Source organism: Thioalkalivibrio sp. AKL12 (assembly GCF_000377925.1).
Taxonomy (GTDB): Bacteria; Pseudomonadota; Gammaproteobacteria; order Ectothiorhodospirales; family Ectothiorhodospiraceae; genus Thioalkalivibrio; species Thioalkalivibrio versutus.
Genome location: NZ_KB898896.1, coordinates 147,107 through 165,250, shown reverse-complemented (window position 1 = coordinate 165,250; position 18,144 = coordinate 147,107). Strand labels below are relative to the sequence as shown.

Sequence of the window (18,144 nt, the reverse complement as noted above, 5' to 3'; positions counted from 1 at the left end):
CGCTGAGATCCAGCAATCCAGCCACATCCCCGCGTGGTAGCGCGCCGCGGTACAGCACCGCCTCCAGCACCCGGCCGGAGCGCGGTGGCAACCCATCGTTACGAACCTCTTCCTCTGCCCCGCACAGCACCTTGATCAGGGAGTTGGTCGAGGCCTCTCAAAGGCTTTTCGGCCGGGCTCCAACCCCTCTTTTCCCTGAACCAGCAATCCTTCCTGAAGTGCCCGTTCCAGCGGTGCCTGAAGCCGTTCCCGCGCGTTGTCCGTCAGGCGGATGAACCCCATCCGGTGGAGGGCGTCGTTCATGGCCGTATCGCGGTCGAGTGTGCCGGCTTCGGCCACCGTGCGAACCAGCGATAGCTTCAGTTCGGTATCGGGGACGTGGTCGAGCTGGCGCAGCGCATCCGGGAGATTGCTCCAGTCCCGCAGGCAGGGCACCGCGAATTGTTCGTCACGGCCGGAGAATTCACCCTTCAGGCGGATCAAGCCCTGCGCACCCAGGGCCGCGCGACGCTCATGGATGCGCGCCTGGATTCGCGAGCCGGCCCGGGAAAACCCTGCCGCCTCCAGCAGTCGCCGGGTGAGGATGACGAGGTGAACCGGCCCTTCGGTGTCGACGATCTGCAATAGAGCCCGATCGAGTGCCTCCTGGGGGATGTCGTCGAACCGGTCGTGCTCCGATAGAGCAAGATCATTCGTCTCGGTTTCCCGGTAGGGCTGCGTGTCCCACGTCGTCACCCATTCGCAACCATGGTCGCGACAATACGAACGCCACGCCGCGCAGGTCTCATTCGGGCCTGGGGTCTGGATGAAATGCTGGTGCACCCGGGCCAGGGCATCCAGGGCACCATGGTCTGTTTCGCTCATCGCTCGCCCTCCAGGACAAGCTCCACGCCCATGGCCTCGGCGGTGAGGTCGATCATTGCTTCCTGCAGCAGAGTCTTGGGCCCATCGCGCAGGCAGGCGTCATCCAGGGCCAGCAGGACCTCGCCGCGCCACTCCGAATCGGCCGTCTGCCCGAGGCTCCGGGCCAGGATCGTCACGATCCCCATGGCCGGTTCGATGTCTTCCGACGGCAGGGTCCCCACCCAGATGCGCCAGTGCTCGGCGACGGTATGCATGTCCTCGAACAAGGCCGCCTCAGCCGCTGGAGTCGAGCTATTTTTGGTAGAGCGCTGTGGCAACGTTGCCGCCCCGCGGCCTAGGGCCAGGAACGCAAAGGCGAGGGCCGCGAGCTGATCCCGGCCGGACCAGGTCGAAGGGTCGACCCCGTGCTCGGTCAGAGCCTGCTCGCCCAGTGTCCGGACCGTGTCCAACTGAAACTGAGGGCGTGCCGCTTCCTCCTCTGCAAGCTGACGTCGGGCCTGGGCCGCGGTGGCGAGCCGCCCGATCCCGCCGATAAGCCCCGCGAAGAGTCGCAGTACCCCACCGAAGAGCCAGTAAACGCTGGCGAAGAGCGCGAAGATCCCCTGGATGGCGGCTGCGTTGTGCCCCCGCAGTTGAACCCCCGCGATCTTGGCTGACGAGCGCCCGGGTCGGATCCAGTTGAACGAGCCGATCGGGGTTTTGGTGGACACGGTGACACCCGATTTCGACAGGTTGAACTTGGCCGCATCCGAGCCATAGCGTCCGCGCAGGATGAAGCGACCGTTCTGGAAAGCGACCTGGGTGTTTTTCGCCAGGCGGGTGGACACCCGTACGCCGTGGTTGGTGTTGCCGGTCAGGTTGATGCCGGCGGCCCGCGTCTGCGCGCGAAGCGACAGCCCGCCGGTACGACTGGCCCGCAGATAGCGCCCGGTGTGCTCGATGCGCTTCTGCCGGCCATCGCGGTCCTTTTCGCCAACCTTGAGCATCGTCATGGTCGGCTCCCGTCAGCTCGGGGCCTGGAAACCATGCAGGCTTGCATGCCTCAAGCGCTCAGCCCTGCATTCGGATTTCACTCGCCGTCCTTCTTTTCGCCTTCGTTCGGTTCATACAGCACATCGAACCCGACGCCCATCTGGCCGTCGCTGCGCCGCTGCATATTCTCCAGGCGCTGTTGGCGTTCCTGCTCTTCCAGCTCCTTGTCCCGCTCCTGCTCTTCATCGTCCATGTTGTGCTCCATGCTTTGATTCGTGGCGGTGGCGTTTCGTATTTGGGGGCGTTCTTCACCCCATGGCATGCATGCTAACGGCCGGTCGTTGGATGTGGCGATTGGGGGCGCCTTTGACCTTGAGGGTCATGGGACGCCAGATTGCGCCGCAGTGATGACCGGTGGCCGGACCACGATCCTGACATGGTCGAGTGCACGGTGACGCGTCAGGGGATGACGCCTGCGTGTGCTATCAACGAAGCGAAGACGCCGTTGACCGGCCGCAATCACGTGAGCGTATCGTCCGGGTTTCATCAGGCCAACAAAAAGAAGGCGGGGCATGCCAACACTCGAAGACCGCTACCGGGGCGCCATGCTGGGACTGGCATGCGGCGACGCATTGGGAACCACCCTGGAGTTCCAGCGTCCCGGCCGTTTCACACCCATTACCGATATGGTCGGAGGTGGACCGTTTGGTCTGCAGCCGGGGCAATGGACGGACGATACCTCGATGGCGGTCTGCCTGGCCGAGAGCCTGGTCCACTGCCACGGGTTCGATGCACACGACCAGATGGATCGGTACGTGCGGTGGTGGCGGGAGGGGTACGCGAGCAGTACGGGGCGGTGTTTCGATATCGGGAACACGGTGCGCGCGGCACTCCATCGCTATGAGGATTCCGGTGATCCGATGAGTGGGTCAGACGATCCGCAATCAGCCGGCAATGGATCCCTGATGCGGCTGGTTCCGATCCCCCTGGCGTATCGGCACACACCGGTTCAGGCACACGTTGCGGCGCAGGCGAGTTCGAGAACGACGCATGGTGCACGTGAGTGCCTGGATGCCTGTCGTTTGTGGACGGCCTATACGCTGGCTGCTCTCGATGGAGCGAGCCGAAAAGAGATCCTGGAACGTCCCTGGTGTGAGCTGCCCGGGTTCGAAGCGCAGGATGCGCTGGCGCCTCGGATCGAGGCGATTGCGCAGGGGGCATTCCGGCAGAACGATCCACCCCGCATCCGCGGCACGGGCTACGTGGCCGACAGCCTTGAGGCCGCACTATGGGCCTTTGAACGAAGCCATGATTTTCGGGAAGGGGCTCTGATGGCCGCCAACCTGGGTGAAGACGCCGACACCACTGCGGCGATCTTTGGGCAATTGGCCGGGGTCTTCTACGGGGAGGCGGGCATCCCCGAGGAATGGCGCGCGCGGCTCAGCCAGCACGATCGTCTGGCCGAACTCGGAGATGCATTGTTACAGCTCGCGGATGTGGCCCCTGCGGGGGTGAGCGATGCCCGATCTACGGAGCGCCTCTGAATGACCACCCAACGGACCAGTGCTAGCCATCCGCTGCAAATAGCCGAGATCCCGCTCACGGAGGGTGGCGTCATCGGCGTCACCTTCTGCCCCGGCAAGCAACAAATGCAGGCGATGACCGGCCCCTGGGCCCGGGATCTTCAGGCCGATGTGACGCGGATAAAGACCTGGGGTGCGGCTGCCGTGGTGACCCTCACCACAATCGACGAATTGGTCGAGTTGAGTGTTCCGGGATTGGGCGATTGTGTCAGCGACGCCGGGCTGACCTGGTACCACCTTCCCATCCCCGACATGGCTGCTCCCGATGCGGGGTGGGATGATCGGTGGCAGGCCCTGGCGCTGGAAATCCACCGCTCGCTGTATGTGGGAGGGCGCGTGGTGGTGCATTGCAAAGGCGGTCTGGGCCGGGCCGGCACCGTGGCGGCCCGGCTCCTGATTGATCGGGGCATACCGCCCGTGGCTGCCATCGAACAGGTCCGCCAGGCGCGACCGGGTGCCATCGAGTCCCATGCGCAGGAGCGCTATCTTGAACGGGTAGCGGTGGGGCAGTGCGCGAGCGGGTTCAACGAGACACTCCCAGGGGAGCTTGGTGGATGAGCCGTGCGTGGGTGGTTTGTCTCGGGTGTGCACTGTGGGTGGCCGGCTCACCCGCGCCCGCCGACGGCTACTTCAAGTGCGAAACCTCGCAGGGGGTCGAGTACGCCGATGCCCCCTGTACCGGTGACGCCAAGCGCCGCGACTTTCCGAACCAGGACGAGCGAGAACAACGGCGCGCCGAGCAGCAGCGCTTTGCCGCCTGCTTTCGTCCCTCCCGAACCTTTGAGCCTGGGAACAAGGCGTCGGATCTCGCCGAACTTTGTGGTACGCCACGAAGGGTGCGGCGGCTAACGACCGTTCGCGGTGCCGAAGAGCGATGGGAGTATCGGCAGGGACACGGCGCGGCGTTCGTATGGGTCGAGGACGGTATCATCACGGCCATCCGCGACTAGGCCGGGCGCGGGCAATCAATCCGCCCTCACGCGGATCAGCACTTCGCCCGGTTCCGGGCGCGAAGCCGGGGGCAGCGGGCGGCCATCGAGCCGGTAGCCTTCCAGCGCAACCATCAGCGCATCGGCCATCTCGGTCTTGGCTTCATCACGTTCAGCGCCGTCGGTGAGCGCCTCCGGTACGTCACGGCAGGTGGCGAGGTACCGTCCAGCGGCGTCGCGCTCGATGCGGACGGGGTAATGCTGTGCGTTCATGGCGATGCTCCTGGTCTTGCGTCAACCGTCGATAAGGCGGTCTTTCCAGTGACCCACGAGGCCGATTTTGAAGGGCGGTCGCGGGCCCGGGGGGAGAATTCCGTTCCACCCGATACGACACGATACAAAACCTGGGCGACAGAAAACGACGCACTGGGGTGAGATGCTGGGAACGCATTCAGTCGGAGCACGACGCCAATGAAGATGAAGCGCCTAGCCTGGGCTATTGCCCCAGCTTGTGCTGGCCTTGCTTGCAGGCTGCACGACTCCGACGCTCCCCACGGGCAATAGCCACCGCGTGGGCCAGCCCCTGATCCGTGAACCGGATGGCCGGATTACGGGATACGTCGACCGGAAGCGGTTCGGGCCGACGTGCATTCGTGCCCCCGACAGGCGGTTCCTGGGGGCGGTCGAAGAGGGACCGGGCTCGGCACCTACGTATATTGGCGGAACGGATAGTCGAATCCTGCGCCAGATCGACTGATTAGGGTGGGCAGGTGGCAAATGCCTGAACCCACGAACGACGGTCTATCTAACGACAATTACTCTGGCCGGTCGACGACAACTACTTTGGCCGGTTGCCACTAAGCTGGACTGCTCTTCCAAGCGACCCACAAGGGGCGGGGATGGCGGTCACCGAGCAACAGGTCAGAGTCTTCATGACACAGCGATCCAAAGGCACAACGCAGACGGCGGCGGCCGCCAAGGCCGGCATTTCTGAACGCACTGCCCGGCGGATTGACGCCGGCGAGCCCGTCGGTGGCGGGCCGCGTCCATACCCGGGCGCCGCGGCTCGGGCATGTTAGGCGGACCCGGGGTCGAGCCGTGGCTCGGGCGGGACGAATACCGCGGGCTTTTCCGGTTCGTCGTGTCGCGGTTCCCGATTACGGGTACGGACAGGCCTGATCGCGGCCATTAGCCTTGGCCTTGTACAGGGCCTCGTCCGCCCGTCGCATCAGTTGATCGAAGGAATCGTCGTCACGCAGGGTCGCGCAGCCGATCGAGACGGTCGGACGGACCTCGGGCGCGAAATCGGGCAGTCGCACCTCCCGCACTGTATTGAGGATTCGCGTGGCCAGGTCGACGGCCCCATGGGCATCCGTCTCCGGCAACAGGATCGCGAACTCCTCGCCCCCAATGCGTGCCATCAGGTCAGAGTCGCGCAGGATTTCTCGACAGGCCTGGGTGATGCGGCGGAGAGCCTCGTCGCCCGCTGCATGGCCATGGCGGTCGTTGAGTCGCTTGAAATGGTCGAAATCCAACTCCAGCAGGGACAGCGGGTGCCGATGACGATGCGCGCGCTCGACCTCCGTGTGCGCCCGTTCGAACAGCCGCTGCCGGTTGGACACCCCGGTCAGGGAATCGGTGTGGGCCACCTCCTGCCAGTAGTGCTCAAGCTGTTTACGGGGGGTGATGTTGACGGCGACCCACAGTGCGACGCGGGCGGAATGCTCATAGCTGCGTAACGAGAGGATTCGACCCTCGAACCACTGTTCCGCAAACGCATCCTCCCCGCGCCGGGCGTCTTCAGGCAGTAGTGAGACATCCGCCGCTCGTAGGCAATATTCGATCGTCTGCAGTTCACCGGACTCGATCGCGGTGCGCACCAACTTCAGGCATTGGTCCGCCAGTGGCTCCGGGAGGGCGTCATGCAGGGTGTGCCCAATGAGGCTCTGCCCTCTGACGTACAGTGCCTCGTTGGCCCCGCCGATCACCTGGACGTAGAGGCCGTGCTCGTCCAGCACGAACGAGATATCCGGCAGCGCATGCAGCAGCGTAAGGAGCTGGTCCCGCTCTGCACATACGGCGTCATAGTCCGCTCGCGGGACGGTCGAGGGGGTGCGTTCCATGGCGATGGGGCTCCGCGGAAAGTCCAAAAACCGGAAACATTAGCAGAAACTAATATTGTATGCGATTAGGGTACGGCACCGGGGCGACAGGAACCGACGTTTGAGGCGCGAAAACTCCCCGCTAAGACCCCGAGCCCAGGCAGACACGATTCAATGTGGACAGTCTCTGTTCCGTCGATCTTCACTCCGCCCCGGTTAAGCGACACCAATCGACGCCTCGGCATGAGAATGTGGCGATACGTGGACCTCGATGCCGGAGCGTTTTGCCATGAACACCATTCGAACGAGCCTGGTTGTCCTGATAGCGATCACGCTTGTTGGCTGCGCCACGGTGCCGCCGTCTGGGGGCGACGCTCGTCATGTTGGAAAGCCCATGATCCGCGACGCCGACGGGCGCATCACCGGATACATCGATGAGAAGCGATTCGGACCCACCTACATCCGGGCCCCGGACGGCCGCATCCGGGCCATTGTTGAAGAGGGACCGGGTTTGGCGCCCACGCGTATACGGGATACGGACCGCCGGATCCTGCGGCAGATCGACTGAATGGGACGTCCTGCAGATCATTCCTTCAACTACGCAGGGCCCTCATTGCGGATGGGGGTGGTCTCCTGCGCGAGCGGCTGTCTGTCCACCGCGAAGTTCGTCCTCATAGGGATTTTGGGCGGTTGGCATCAATGGCCGCGAGGGGAGTTGCATGAAAGATTTCGAGAGCCGGGTTGTGGAGCACGGCGATGGTGGTTGGACGCTATGGGTCCGGCAACCGGGAGGCGGGCCATTCGCGATCCTCGAGGGCTATCCCGGCAACCTGCCAGACGGGCTGGGCGTGATGGGACGTGAAACGAGTGCCGCATTGAGCCTCCACATGGAAGACGACAAGGATGGCTCAGTCGCCGAGATCCTAGTGGACGGGCATGAGCAGAGTGCCAAGCGCATACGGTTTCCGCGCGCGTACTCCTCAGCGGTAGCCGAACTTCTTCAGCGTGCGCTCACTCCGGGGATGATGGGTATCGACGCTGCCGATCTGTGCGCGGTGCTTCCGGCGCGTGGCGGGTTGGGTGTGCTGGCCGAGTATCCGCCACCCAGAGCGCAGAGCGACATGGATGCCGTAGGAGGTAATTTGGCGATAGATGTGAGCCGGCATGGTTCGGTGTCTGCGGCTCTGGTGGTGCTTCCGGTCGATGCCACCATGACACCGGCAACGGTGGATAGGGTTGCGCAATCCGTAACCCGAAACCTTTCCGAAGGATCCGACCTCGTTCTGGCCGCACCGCTGTCGATAACAGATGGAGAACCGATGAAGATTTGCCTCTTTGGGGAATAGCGGCATTCGCGTGCGGTTCGTAGTCCGATGTCAGGGCTTTATTTCCAGGCGTCAGGGATGGTCGCCTTTCTCCTTCAGTCTCTGAATCCCGCCCGCATACGGGTGATTCATCCAGACTAAGGAGATCGACATGCAGAAACGGATCATCACGACCGGCGGCCTCATCGCCATTCTGGGCCTCGGCGCCACGGCCGCTCAGGCCTCCGGTTTTGACGGTGGCTACATTGGCGGTCAGGTGGGCGGGGCGTCCTACGACATCGATGCCTCGGTGAGCGGGCTGGGCAGCCTGTCCGGTCTCAGCGGAACCGGGGCCGTTGGGGGCCTGTTTGCGGGGTACGGTGGCGTCTCCAGCGGCGGTGTTTACGGTGGCGTGGAGATCGACGCCCAGATCGAGGATGCGGATGCTACGGTGTCGATCGACGGCGAAGGCACTGCGGGTGTCGAGGCCCGTCACAGCTACGGAGTCACCGGACGTATCGGCGGGCTGGTGAGCGACAACGTGCTCGTCTACGGGCTTTTGGGCTACCAGCAAACGGAAGTCCGCAGCAGCGTGCGCGGTCCGGGTTTCGTGAACGGCTCTGATACCGACCGCATCAACGGTCCGAGGATTGGGGCGGGCGTGGAAGTGCAGCGCGATACCGGATGGTTCATGCGGGGCGAGGTGTCCTACACCGCCTACAGCAGCGAGTCGTATGGCGACCTGGAGATCGACCCCGGTGCGACCCGAGTGCAGTTCGGGCTTGGCTACCGGTTCTGACGGATCGAATCGCGTCTCGTGCGCTTGTGGGATGACCGTGCCGAGCGGTATCCGATCCCGGGAGGTGGCGTCGTCGTCATCTCCCGGTTTTGCGTTGGGGCAGGCCGCCTGTCAGTCTGAACAGGGGGGCTGGAGCCTACGCCGGATGAACAGGGAGCCGGAGATGAGTCAGGGCAACGGAATGCGTGCCACGCTGCAGCGTCGGATGCTGCTGCTGGGAATGATCCCGAGGCAGCCCCGCCGGGTGAGTGCGCCGGCTTTGGTCGAACACCTGCAGGCCCGCGGACTCTCCACCACGCTGCGCACTATCGAGCGGGACCTGGAGGCGTTGTCCGGCTTCCTTCCGCTGGGCCGCGATGAACGTGATCGCCCGTACGGGTGGTACTGGCTGTCCGAGGCGCCGCTCCAGGATGTCCCCGCGCTCGACCCGGAGACGGCCCTGACGCTGCAAATCCTGGATGCCCATGCCGCGCGGCTGCTGCCGCCATCGGCACGCGAGCGCCTGAAGCCGCAGATCGCGCGAGCGCGCGACGTGCTGGATGCCGCCGGGCAGGACTCCGGTCTAAGCCTGTGGCCCGAGCGGATCCGTATCCTCTCGAACGGTCCGCCGCTGGATCCTCCCGAAATGCCCAAGGGCGTTTTCTCGGTCCTTCAGCAGGGACTGCTGGAGCGCCGCTGCCTGGATATTACCTACCGCTCCCGCTCGCGTGGCCGCGTAAAGGATCACCGGATCCACCCGCTGGCCCTCGTGTTCCGCGAGCCGGTCACCTACCTGCTCGCGACCATCGAACCCCATCAGGATGTCCTTCACTTGGCAGCCCACCGCATCGAGGCGGCTACGCTGACGGACCGCCACGCCGGCGATCCCGTCGATGGGTTCGACCTGGACCAGCTCATCCGGGATGGCGCCTTCGATTACCCCGAGGGCGAGCGCATTCAGCTCGACATTCGAGTGAATGGCGACTTGGCCTACCACCTCCACGAGGCGCGTTTGTCGGACGATCAGACGATCGAGGCGCAGGTCGATGGCACATCCAGAGTAACCGCGACCGTGCGGGATACCGCTCGCCTCAAGTGGTGGCTGCTGGGGTTGGGTGCAGGCGTAGAGGTGATTGGGCCCAAGGCGCTACGCGATGCGATTGCCCAGGAGCTGGAATCGGCCCGGGTCGCCTACCGATCGGAGGCGCGTGCGTGAAGGGCCTTCGTGCTTTGCGGGATGGATGGTTGGGACTCTCCGGTCGCCGCCGCCTCGCCTCGCAAGCGGACGTCCAAGCATGGACCGTCGGCAAGCTCCTGCTGGAGCTTCCGCGCTGTGGCCCTCGCGTACGGCTCCTGTGGCCGCAGCACGACCGGACGACCACAGGCTGTGAATGGATCGTGCCTGCGCGTGACCTGGCGGACTGGATTCAGTCACGTACAAAGCCCGTGGTCGCCGCAAGGCCGGACGGGGTCCGCCGGGCTTTCCACCTGTGGCTCCAGGCCGCGGATGATCAGGGCGATGCCACCACGGATCTTCCGGAGGTGTTTCGAGCCGAGGTGCAGGGCCGCTACAGGGAGATCCTGGCAGCGATCGCGGGAGACCTTCGTTGTGTGCAGTGCCAGGCGTTCGTGGCGTCCCCGTGGGTGGAGGAAGAGGGGAGAACCCAGGATGGCGCTTTCACCCTCTCGACCACACGCGCTTGTTGCGAACGCGGCCATGATCTTTTCCGCGAAGACGCGGCGATCGAAATCCATCGTGGAGCCAGCGCGCCTCTTTGATCCGGCGCGATGCATCCGCCGACCCGCGGGCGTGGCCCGCGCAATTTGAAAAGGAGACAGGGTGATCATCGGACGACTGGCAGGGTTTGTGTTGGGCGGGCTGTTTCTGGCCGGGTGTACGACCACACCGGTCACGCTGGATCCGGCCTCGAGCCGCGAGGCGGCCGTGGCCGGCGAGGCAAATGTGGAGATGGGGGCTGTGACCGACAGTCGCCAGCACGGGTCGAACTGGCTGGGGGCCATTCGGGGCGGTTTCGGGAATCCCTTGCAGACGCTCGAAACCGAGGAGCCGGTATCCGAGGTGGTCCGCGAACAGTTCATCACGGGGCTGGAACAGCGCGGCATGCTGGCGCAGGAAGGCGAGGGGGATTTCATTCTCGAGGTTGATATCGAGCAACTGGATTCGAACCAGGTGATGCGGCGCGAGGCGCATTCGAGACTGGATGTTGCCCTGATCGAACCGGGCTCGCGCGCGATCGCCTACGAGAATTCGGTTCGCTCGAGCAACGTCGAGGGCGGTGCCGGGGGCGGTGTCTTCGCATCCATCGAGAAGCTGGAAGAGATCCTGACGCGGACCCTGTGGGAGACGATCGACGAGGCCCTGGACGACGAGCGTCTGCACCAGGCCATCGCCCACGGCCCCGCCGAAGCTCAACCATCCAGCGAGTTGGAAGCGGATATCGAAGCCCTCCGACGACTTCGAGACCGCGGTGTGATGACGGAAGACGAGTACCGCGAGCGCGTACTGCATCTGGTGGACTAATGGGCGGTTGCAAATCGGGTCGGTTTCTCGGACCTGCCCGATTTTCTCGTTCCTCTTCGAGAGTATCGAGTCTGCATTTCATCGGGGGGGGGTAATGGATGGGGTGGGCGGGGAGCTCGCGCGGCTTCGGCCTCTAGCCAAATGTTTCTGGTCCTGTGGCGTGCTGAGCGGATCAAGGTGGTGATATGAACGGAATTTCGAAGCTCGTTCCCGCGGTCATCTTGTTGTTGATGATCGTATCTACGGCCGAAGCGCGCGATGTTTACCGTTGCACCGATCCAGATGGCGGTACAACGTTGTCCGATAGGCCTTGCGCAGGGACGCCTAGCGGGACGCTCCGGCTGAATCCAGACGCAAATGTGCTCGACGGATCCGGTGATCGACGCTTTCGGGCTGAGCGAGAGTCGCGCCAAAGGCTGGAAGAGCGGAAGCGCCAGGCGGTGACTCAGCGCGTCCCAACGGGACCCACGATGGAGCACGAGTGCTCATCAATGGAGATCCATCATTATTCGACGTTTGAGCGGGAGACGGTAGTCGGCGGATTCGTGGATGGCACCGTGGATCCCGGCGGTTTCGTTTCCGGAACCGTGAGCGGAGGTCAGGTGAGAAAAAATCGATGTGTGAACGTTCAGTTTCTCATAAAAGGTCACGGTGGCCGGATCAATAACAGCCGATACATGCGCGAGTTGGCGTCGAATTTCGTCGCGGTTTTTTCGAATGGTGCGAGGCGAGAGGGGGAGCGCGCTCGAGTAACTACGCCGGGTCGCATCCATTTTGGTGAGATCCAATCGGGCAGCGTCTGTTTCGGCCAGAGTGATTTCGAAATTGTGGATCTCGAGTGTGAGTGATCGTGTCGCCGTGGCGATTCTAGGCATGCCCGGCGGTTGATCCGGCGTCGGCGGGGGCACCCTGTGCATTCGGAGAGATGGCTCATGGGCTCCATGCAGGACCCACAGACGACCTCGGTTTCCGGTCGTGCCCAGACCCGCGCCTCGCAGGTCGGGCAGTTCAGGCGTACGCGGGGATCCGGGCGTGGCGCGGGCGGCGCGAACACCGTCGGTTTTTCGGCATCGCCGGGGATCGCGATCGTCTCGGCCGGCGCGGGGGCGCTGGCGACGGCCAGACCCTGGTGGGCCAGCGTCTCCTGCACTTGGGAAAGCGATTCCGGATCGGTGGGGGCATGCCGGTCGAACCAGGGGAGTCCGAACCCGGTGGCCAACAGGTCCGAACAGGCTCGAGCGAACGGACCATCGGGCTGGATGTAGTGCGTGACCCGGCGTCCAGTCTGCTTGCCATCCGGCAGGCCGGTATCGCTCGGCACCAGACCGATCGCTTCTATCCTGCCGACCCACTCCCGATTGTGGTGGTTCGAGCGGCTCGGTCGGCCGAAGCACTCCTGCCAGTGATGCTGTCGCCTTCTCGTGCGGTATAGAATCATCCGTTACCCCACACCTAATCCGGGGAAGTCGACATCGCGTTGACCAAAAATAATCGATCGTTTAGCGTGTCCCTTTCAGAGGAAGCGATCGCTTATTTTTGAGGGCCCATGAAACGCGTAACCGGCACCTTTGAGCGCAGCACCGTGGCCGGGGAGTCAGTCGAGGCCTTCATTCCCCATCCGCTGCCGCCCAAGGATCCCCCACTTGACCTCGGCGGCGAGCTCAGTTCGCTGCTCGGCCGGGCGAACGAGAGTCTGCGGTTGCTCGAATTGGCGGGCGACCTGATCCCGTCGGTCGAGTGGTTCGTATACGCGTTCGTTCGTAAGGAAGCGGTGCTCTCGGCGCAGATCGAAGGGACGCAGGCAACGCTGATGGATCTGCTCGAGGTCGAGGCCTCCGGGGAGGCGCCGGCCGACGCAGACGTTGAGGAGGTCTGCGGTTACGTCGGTGCGCTCAACTTCACCTGGGACGAGGTCGGGCGAGCAGACGGCCTGCCCCTCTCGATGCGCCTCCTATCGCAGGCGCACGCACGGCTCCTTAGTGGTGCGCGCGGCGCGCAGAAACAGCCGGGCGAAGTACGGCGCTCGCAGAACTGGATCGGCGGGACACGCCCGGGCAACGCTGCGTTCGTGCCTCCACCCCCGCATCGACTCGGCGCGCTCCTCAGCGAGTTCGAACGGGCAATCCACGACGAGAGTGAGCTTCCGCCACTCATCCGGGTAGGACTCCTCCATGCGCAGCTCGAGACGCTGCATCCGTACCTCGACGGCAACGGCCGCATCGGACGCCTGCTCATCACGCTACTACTGCGGCACTGGGATCTACTTACCCGGCCTCTTCTCTATCTGAGCCTATTCCTCAAAAGGCAGCGTCAGGAATACTACCGGCGGCTCAGAGCGATACGTGACGAGGGCGACTGGGAGGGATGGCTGTCGTTCTTCTTGGAGGGCGTGGCGGAGGTCGCTGACGAGGCCGTCGCCACCGCGCGCCGGCTTCACGTCATCATTGGCGAGAACCGAAATCGGCTCCTCGCCCGCGACGACGCGACCGTGTTGAGCCTCCGTCTGTTCGAACTTCTTCCAGACCACCCCATTCTCACGGTGAACCGGGCCATGGAGCTCCTCGACTGCTCGCGGCCTGCGGCGGCCAAGGCCATGCGTGTCCTTGAGGCGGCGGAAATCGTACACGCGCTCGACGAGCGCAAGAAAAACAGGACCGTCCTGTTCGAGGACTACCTTGCTCACCTGCGGCAAGGAACCGATATCTAACGACAAGTACTCTGGCCGGCCGTGTTGCCTCATTAAGAAACGTTACCGACTGTCCATTTCCCCGGATTAGGTCCACGCATCACTGGAGGTTTCCGGGTGTAGCGCCCAATCTTGGACCGGCATTCGATTCCTCACAGTGATCTGTGTGCTTCCCGAATTCGGTGGGCGTCTACATTGACCGAATGGGCGGGAGGGAAGCATTGCGTGTGGCCTTCCCATCCGCGGATCCGGCACTGTGTCGGTCGAATTCCTGTTTTGGGTCGACGGGTGGCCTCATGAGTCAAGAAGATCCCCTCCCAGATACGGCGCGCACCGCTGATCTCTTTAGCGACTTTCCTGAAGAGTCGCGCGAGGGGCAGGGTGTTTGGCCACCGCCGGATCGTTTCCCGCTGAACGTCGACGGGCGGACGGTGCGCGAGCGGGTGATTGCGGACCTTGTATCTGCGGACTCGCCGTTGGTGGTGACGGGCTACGGGGCGCTTGAAGAGCTCGTTCGTCTGGAGAGTGATCTGGGGGAGGTTCGGCCCCTTCGCATTCTCTTTGGTAACGAGCCGAATGTGGGGGAGGGCGGTCCCCGCAGTCTGAAGGCGCCGAGTTTCCCCGAGGAAGTCGAGCAGTACTGGCTGGATCGAGGAATCGCCCTGCGCCTGTCGGCCCGGCTGATCCATTTTCGGGAGCGACTCCGCGAGGGCGCCGTCGAGGCGCGGTACTGGCCCGACACGCAGCGGCCGCTGCACGCCAAGATCTATCTCGGGGCGGGGGCGGTAACGCTGGGCTCGAGCAACTTCAGCCGGAACGGGCTGGAACGTCAGCACGAGGCGAACGCGCGGTTCACTGCAACGGGTGAACCGAGGCGTTACCGCGAGGCCGCGGCGCTGGCCGAACAGTTCTGGTCGCTTGGAGAGGACTACACCGATGCGTTGCTGGCGTTGCTCGAGCGTCTGCTGCATGTCGTCGGGTGGCGCGATGCGCTGGCCCGCGCTTGCGGGGAGCTCCTGGAAGGTGACTGGGCGAAGGGCTTTCTGCAGCAGGTCGACCGGGAGGCCTTTCGCGCGTTGTGGCCGGCCCAGCGTCAGGGGATCGCACAGGCGCTCTATCTGCTGGACCGTCAGGGGGCGGTGCTGATTGCGGATGCGACGGGGTCGGGCAAGACGCGTATGGGTGCGCATCTTCTGCGGGCGCAGCAGGCGCGAATCCAGGGGGCGGGCGGGATGCCCCGCTCGGTCATGATTGCACCCTCGACCGTCGTGGAGGAGTGGGAGCGGGAGGCATCCCGGGCCGACACCGCGCTGGATGTCTTTTCGGTTGGCCTGCTCAGTCACGGGAGCCGCAAGGCGTGGCAGCTGGATGATGCTCTGAGGCGGGCGCGACTGCTGGCCGTGGACGAGTGCCACAATTTCCACAATCGCCGCTCGCGCAGGACACGGCGGCTGTTTACCAATCACCTTGCCGATGACGTTCTGCTCTTCACCGCCACACCGATCAATCGGAATGTCGATGACCTCGTCCGGATCGCGGATCTGCTCGGTGCCGACAACCTGCAGCCGAGCACGCTGAAGGCCCTGGAACGGGTCAATCGTCCCGGTCGCTGGCACGGTCTGGGCGAGGACGAGGCCGCCCAGCTGCGCGATGAGATCCGTACATTCACCATTCGCCGTACCAAGCGCATGTTCAATGCGCTGATTGATCGCGCGCCCGGGGCCTATCGGGATCACACGGGCCGGCCCTGCCGCTATCCGGAGCACCGCTCGTACAGCTATTCGCTGAACGAACCGGCTGCCGACCGTGAACGCGCCGGTCGGATCCGGGAGCTTCTCGATCAGCTCTTCGGCGTGGTCCAGGTTCCGGCGGTCCTGGAACTGAGCGCTGTACAAAGGCAGCAGGGACTCACCGAGGACCAGTATCGCGACAACCTGCTGCTCGGGGCTCACAAGCTGGTCCGCTACCGGGTCATGGCGGCCCTGCGATCTTCGCGTGCGGCATTGGTCGAGCACCTGTGCGGAACGGCGGTGGCGCGGGCCGAGTTCGGGTTGGAGCATTACGCCAAGTCCGCCGATACAGGAGATGTGCTGGGCAAGCTGAATCAGCCCGGCCGTGTTCCCGAGAATCGGCTGGGCGTGCCCTTGCCCGCGTGGCTCACCGATGTCGATGCCTGGGAATCGGCTCACGCGCACGACCACCGGATCCTCTCGCAGGTGCTGGAAGGAGTGCGGGCCATGAGCCCGGCGCGAGAACGTGCCAAGGTGGCCCATCTGGCGCAACTGGCGGCGAGCCACGAGCGTGTACTGGCCTTCGACAGCCGTCTGATCACCATTGCGGCCTTGAGCGTCCAGCTCGAAGAGCGGCTGCCGGGCGTCGAGATCTGGCAGGCTACGGGCAGCGATGAGCGAAGCCGCCAGGCGGTACTCCGTGCGTTTCGGCCGGGTGGCGACGAACAGACCGGTGTGGCGCTGTGTTCGGACAGCCTGTCCGAAGGGGTGAACCTGCAGGCGGCCTCAGCGCTGGTTCATCTCGACATGCCCTCGGTGATACGCGTGGCCGAACAGCGAACTGGACGCGTCGATCGTCTCGACAGCCCCCATGCCGAGGTCGAAGTCTGGTGGCCCCGGGATGCCGAGGAGTTCGCCCTCAATGCCGATGCTCGATTCCTGGATCGAGTCGGCGCGGTGACCGAACTCCTCGGGACCAATCTCCCCTTGCCGGAAGACCTGCAGCAGCAGTCCCGGGAAAGCGTTGATGCCGACACCCTGATCCGCGAATACGAGCGTACGGCGCGTTCGATCGAGGAAGCGGAACCGCATGATGCGTTTGCCGCGGTGCGCGGGCTGGTGGAAGGTTCGGGTGCCCTGGTCGAACCGGATATTTACGAGTATTACCGGGAGCGGTCCGTGCGGGTGCTCTCAAGGGTCAGCGTGGTGGCCAGCGACGCCGTCTGGGCCTTCTTCTGTCTGGCCGGCAGTGCGGACCGGGCGCCGCGCTGGTTTTTCTTCTCGGGCCTGGATGCCGAGGCAGCGACCTCATTGGACAAGGTGGCCGCGGCGCTGCGCGAGCGACTGGCGCCGGATCCGCCCAATGGTGAAATGGACGAGCCAGCCGCAAGATGGCTGGCGCATTTTTCCGAGCGCCTCCCGGAGGCCGAACGGGCGCAGTTACCACTGCGCAAACAACGCGCCCTGCGAGAGATGACCAAGGTCCTCAATGGATTTTGCGAGGAGGCGGCCCGCCAGAGGGAGCAAGCGCGCCTTGACGCCTATCTCGCTCTGCGCAATCTACTGGAGCGCAAGCCGGAAACGCTGACGGGCGGAGAACCTGATTGGGAGGTGCTTGCCAATCGCTGGCTGGAGCTCATCCGTCCTTACTGGTATCGCCGCCTGACCCAGCAGCGCCGGGGGTTCCTTCGCCTGCGGGATCTGCGCAAGGAACTCATTGAGGCGGAGTCGGAGCTTGGCCCCGAGGTACTGGAGGCGTTTGCCAGCCTCCCGCTTCAAAGCTCTGCGGAGGAGCGGGTGGTCGCGGCCATTCTCGGTATGCCCGATCGTTGATCTGATGTTGGCAGGGTCACCCTGCGTCTTCGGAGGCATGGCTCATGGGCTCCATGCAGGAGCCACAGACGACCTCGGTTTCCGGTCGCGCCCAGACCCGCGCGTCGCAGCTCGGGCAGTTCATGCGGACACGGGGATCCGGGCGCGGCGCGGGTGGCGCGAACACCGCGGGTTTTTCGGCATTGTCGGGCAGGGGGATCGTTTCGGCCGGCACGGGGGCGCTGGCCACAGCCAGGCCCTGTTCGGCTAGGGTCTCCTGCACTCGGGCAACCGATTCCGGATCGGTGGGGGCATGCCGGTCGAACCAGGGCAGTTCGAACCCGGTGGCCAGCAGGTCCGAGCAGGCTCGGGCGAAGGGCCCGTCCGGCTGTATGTAGTGCGTGACCCGGCGTCCGGTCTGTTTGCCATCCGGCAGGCCGGTATCGCTCGGCACCAGACCGATCGCTTCCATCTTGCCGACCCACTCCCGGTTGTGGTGGTTCGAGCGGCTCGGTCGGCCAAAGCATTCCTGCCAGTGGTGCACCATCTCGTGTACCAGGGTGGAGAGCGCAACTTCCAGTGGATTCAGGGTGAAGTACCCCGGATGAACACCCAGCTCGTGGATGATCGTGCCGTCGCCGGAGATGAAGCGCTCGGCGTGGTGGTAGCCCCGTTGCCGGCGGGAGCTTCGTAGCGTGATCAGGCAGGGCGGCAGTTCGTTGTCGAACAGCCGTTCGTTGAAGTGATCGAAGGCCTGCTGCAGGGCGGAGTACATCGACAGGGTGGGGCAGTCGGTCATGGTGTGTTTCCGAGGTCGAGTCTGGAGCCCCGGGATTGTATCG

Annotated in this window: 19 protein-coding genes and 2 pseudogenes; 14 read left to right on the top strand and 7 right to left on the bottom strand. The window is 64.4% G+C overall.

The window, feature by feature from the left end:
• Window positions 1–135: 135 nt before the first annotated feature.
• The 3 genes from D579_RS0108400 to D579_RS15230 form a co-directional block, all read right to left on the bottom strand.
• The gene (locus D579_RS0108400) at window positions 136–864 is read right to left on the bottom strand and encodes a DUF3320 domain-containing protein (RefSeq protein ID WP_018951706.1); all 729 of its coding nucleotides are present in this window, start codon (window positions 862–864) and stop codon (window positions 136–138) included.
• On the bottom strand, window positions 861–1,856 hold the full coding sequence (locus D579_RS0108395; RefSeq protein ID WP_018951705.1) for a hypothetical protein: 996 nt from the start codon (window positions 1,854–1,856) through the stop codon (window positions 861–863). Before D579_RS0108395 ends, D579_RS0108400 begins: the two co-directional genes overlap by 4 nt.
• A gap of 77 nt (window positions 1,857–1,933) precedes the next feature.
• Window positions 1,934–2,089: a hypothetical protein gene (locus D579_RS15230; RefSeq protein WP_196800939.1), complete on the bottom strand. Its 156-nt coding sequence runs from the start codon at window positions 2,087–2,089 to the stop codon at window positions 1,934–1,936.
• Between the two features lie 319 nt (window positions 2,090–2,408).
• Here D579_RS15230 and D579_RS0108385 point away from each other — a divergent pair, with 319 nt between their 5' ends.
• Genes D579_RS0108385 through D579_RS0108375 form a run of 3 tightly spaced genes read left to right on the top strand, consistent with a single transcriptional unit; the run spans window position 2,409 to window position 4,369 of the window.
• Complete coding sequence (locus tag D579_RS0108385; protein ID WP_018951703.1) at window positions 2,409–3,380, top strand: ADP-ribosylglycohydrolase family protein; 972 nt, start codon at window positions 2,409–2,411, stop codon at window positions 3,378–3,380.
• Window positions 3,381–3,977, top strand: a complete 597-nt coding sequence (locus D579_RS0108380; RefSeq protein WP_018951702.1) for a cyclin-dependent kinase inhibitor 3 family protein — start codon at window positions 3,381–3,383, stop codon at window positions 3,975–3,977.
• Entirely contained in the window at window positions 3,974–4,369 is a 396-nt protein-coding gene (locus D579_RS0108375) for a hypothetical protein (protein ID WP_018951701.1), read from the top strand. Before D579_RS0108380 ends, D579_RS0108375 begins: the two co-directional genes overlap by 4 nt.
• A 15-nt stretch (window positions 4,370–4,384) precedes the next feature.
• Here the strand turns inward: D579_RS0108375 and D579_RS0108370 are convergent, their stop codons facing one another.
• A complete protein-coding gene (locus tag D579_RS0108370) occupies window positions 4,385–4,621 on the bottom strand; it encodes a type II toxin-antitoxin system HicB family antitoxin (protein ID WP_018951700.1) in 237 nt (78 codons plus the stop codon).
• Window positions 4,622–4,859: 238 nt separating this feature from the next.
• Here D579_RS0108370 and D579_RS15325 point away from each other — a divergent pair, with 238 nt between their 5' ends.
• On the top strand, window positions 4,860–5,105 hold the full coding sequence (locus tag D579_RS15325) for a hypothetical protein (RefSeq protein ID WP_369791811.1): 246 nt from the start codon (window positions 4,860–4,862) through the stop codon (window positions 5,103–5,105).
• Between the two features lie 400 nt (window positions 5,106–5,505).
• Here the strand turns inward: D579_RS15325 and D579_RS0108365 are convergent, their stop codons facing one another.
• Window positions 5,506–6,471: a sensor domain-containing diguanylate cyclase gene (locus D579_RS0108365; protein ID WP_018951699.1), complete on the bottom strand. Its 966-nt coding sequence runs from the start codon at window positions 6,469–6,471 to the stop codon at window positions 5,506–5,508.
• Between the two features lie 268 nt (window positions 6,472–6,739).
• On the opposite strand from D579_RS0108365, the gene D579_RS0108360 reads away from it, so the two are divergent.
• The 8 genes and pseudogenes from D579_RS0108360 (at window position 6,740) to D579_RS15320 (ending at window position 11,922) form a co-directional block, all read left to right on the top strand.
• Window positions 6,740–7,018: a hypothetical protein gene (locus tag D579_RS0108360; protein ID WP_026289476.1), complete on the top strand. Its 279-nt coding sequence runs from the start codon at window positions 6,740–6,742 to the stop codon at window positions 7,016–7,018.
• Window positions 7,019–7,169: 151 nt separating this feature from the next.
• Window positions 7,170–7,796: a hypothetical protein gene (locus tag D579_RS0108355; protein ID WP_018951697.1), complete on the top strand. Its 627-nt coding sequence runs from the start codon at window positions 7,170–7,172 to the stop codon at window positions 7,794–7,796.
• Window positions 7,797–7,926: 130 nt separating this feature from the next.
• Entirely contained in the window at window positions 7,927–8,553 is a 627-nt protein-coding gene (locus D579_RS0108350) for an outer membrane protein (RefSeq protein ID WP_018951696.1), read from the top strand.
• Window positions 8,554–8,716: 163 nt separating this feature from the next.
• Window positions 8,717–9,748 (top strand): YafY family protein, encoded by a 1,032-nt coding sequence (locus D579_RS0108345; RefSeq protein WP_018951695.1) that lies wholly within the window; start codon window positions 8,717–8,719, stop codon window positions 9,746–9,748.
• Window positions 9,745–10,311, top strand: a complete 567-nt coding sequence (locus tag D579_RS15460) for a hypothetical protein (protein WP_026289475.1) — start codon at window positions 9,745–9,747, stop codon at window positions 10,309–10,311. Before D579_RS0108345 ends, D579_RS15460 begins: the two co-directional genes overlap by 4 nt.
• A gap of 61 nt (window positions 10,312–10,372) precedes the next feature.
• Window positions 10,373–11,074 (top strand): YajG family lipoprotein, encoded by a 702-nt coding sequence (locus D579_RS0108335; RefSeq protein ID WP_018951693.1) that lies wholly within the window; start codon window positions 10,373–10,375, stop codon window positions 11,072–11,074.
• Between the two features lie 185 nt (window positions 11,075–11,259).
• Window positions 11,260–11,415, top strand: a pseudogene (locus tag D579_RS15455) (DUF4124 domain-containing protein); the annotation flags it as partial.
• 150 nt (window positions 11,416–11,565) lie between these two features.
• A complete protein-coding gene (locus tag D579_RS15320; RefSeq protein WP_018951692.1) occupies window positions 11,566–11,922 on the top strand; it encodes a hypothetical protein in 357 nt (118 codons plus the stop codon).
• Window positions 11,923–11,981: 59 nt separating this feature from the next.
• On the opposite strand, the pseudogene D579_RS15315 reads toward D579_RS15320, so the two are convergent.
• Window positions 11,982–12,482 (bottom strand): annotated as a pseudogene (locus D579_RS15315) (sprT domain-containing protein); the annotation flags it as partial.
• Between the two features lie 138 nt (window positions 12,483–12,620).
• Here D579_RS15315 and D579_RS0108325 point away from each other — a divergent pair.
• On the top strand, window positions 12,621–13,781 hold the full coding sequence (locus D579_RS0108325; RefSeq protein WP_018951691.1) for a Fic family protein: 1,161 nt from the start codon (window positions 12,621–12,623) through the stop codon (window positions 13,779–13,781).
• 275 nt (window positions 13,782–14,056) lie between these two features.
• A complete protein-coding gene (locus tag D579_RS0108320) occupies window positions 14,057–17,323 on the top strand; it encodes a helicase-related protein (protein WP_026289474.1) in 3,267 nt (1,088 codons plus the stop codon).
• Window positions 17,324–17,339: 16 nt separating this feature from the next.
• Here the strand turns inward: D579_RS0108320 and D579_RS0108315 are convergent, their stop codons facing one another.
• Complete coding sequence (locus tag D579_RS0108315) at window positions 17,340–18,101, bottom strand: SprT-like domain-containing protein (RefSeq protein WP_018951689.1); 762 nt, start codon at window positions 18,099–18,101, stop codon at window positions 17,340–17,342.
• Window positions 18,102–18,144 lie beyond the last annotated feature (43 nt).

Coding starts and splice junctions, on each gene's coding strand:
- D579_RS0108370 (WP_018951700.1), bottom strand. CDS start 4,621: ATGAACGCACAGCATTACCCCGTCCGCATCGAGCGCGACGCCGCTGGA.
- D579_RS0108325 (WP_018951691.1), top strand. CDS start 12,621: ATGAAACGCGTAACCGGCACCTTTGAGCGCAGCACCGTGGCCGGGGAG.
- D579_RS0108350 (WP_018951696.1), top strand. CDS start 7,927: ATGCAGAAACGGATCATCACGACCGGCGGCCTCATCGCCATTCTGGGC.
- D579_RS0108395 (WP_018951705.1), bottom strand. CDS start 1,856: ATGACGATGCTCAAGGTTGGCGAAAAGGACCGCGATGGCCGGCAGAAG.
- D579_RS0108375 (WP_018951701.1), top strand. CDS start 3,974: ATGAGCCGTGCGTGGGTGGTTTGTCTCGGGTGTGCACTGTGGGTGGCC.
- D579_RS0108360 (WP_026289476.1), top strand. CDS start 6,740: ATGAACACCATTCGAACGAGCCTGGTTGTCCTGATAGCGATCACGCTT.
- D579_RS0108385 (WP_018951703.1), top strand. CDS start 2,409: ATGCCAACACTCGAAGACCGCTACCGGGGCGCCATGCTGGGACTGGCA.
- D579_RS0108345 (WP_018951695.1), top strand. CDS start 8,717: ATGAGTCAGGGCAACGGAATGCGTGCCACGCTGCAGCGTCGGATGCTG.
- D579_RS0108380 (WP_018951702.1), top strand. CDS start 3,381: ATGACCACCCAACGGACCAGTGCTAGCCATCCGCTGCAAATAGCCGAG.
- D579_RS15230 (WP_196800939.1), bottom strand. CDS start 2,089: ATGGACGATGAAGAGCAGGAGCGGGACAAGGAGCTGGAAGAGCAGGAA.
- D579_RS15320 (WP_018951692.1), top strand. CDS start 11,566: ATGGAGATCCATCATTATTCGACGTTTGAGCGGGAGACGGTAGTCGGC.
- D579_RS0108315 (WP_018951689.1), bottom strand. CDS start 18,101: ATGACCGACTGCCCCACCCTGTCGATGTACTCCGCCCTGCAGCAGGCC.
- D579_RS0108320 (WP_026289474.1), top strand. CDS start 14,057: ATGAGTCAAGAAGATCCCCTCCCAGATACGGCGCGCACCGCTGATCTC.
- D579_RS0108355 (WP_018951697.1), top strand. CDS start 7,170: ATGAAAGATTTCGAGAGCCGGGTTGTGGAGCACGGCGATGGTGGTTGG.
- D579_RS0108365 (WP_018951699.1), bottom strand. CDS start 6,471: ATGGAACGCACCCCCTCGACCGTCCCGCGAGCGGACTATGACGCCGTA.
- D579_RS0108400 (WP_018951706.1), bottom strand. CDS start 864: ATGAGCGAAACAGACCATGGTGCCCTGGATGCCCTGGCCCGGGTGCAC.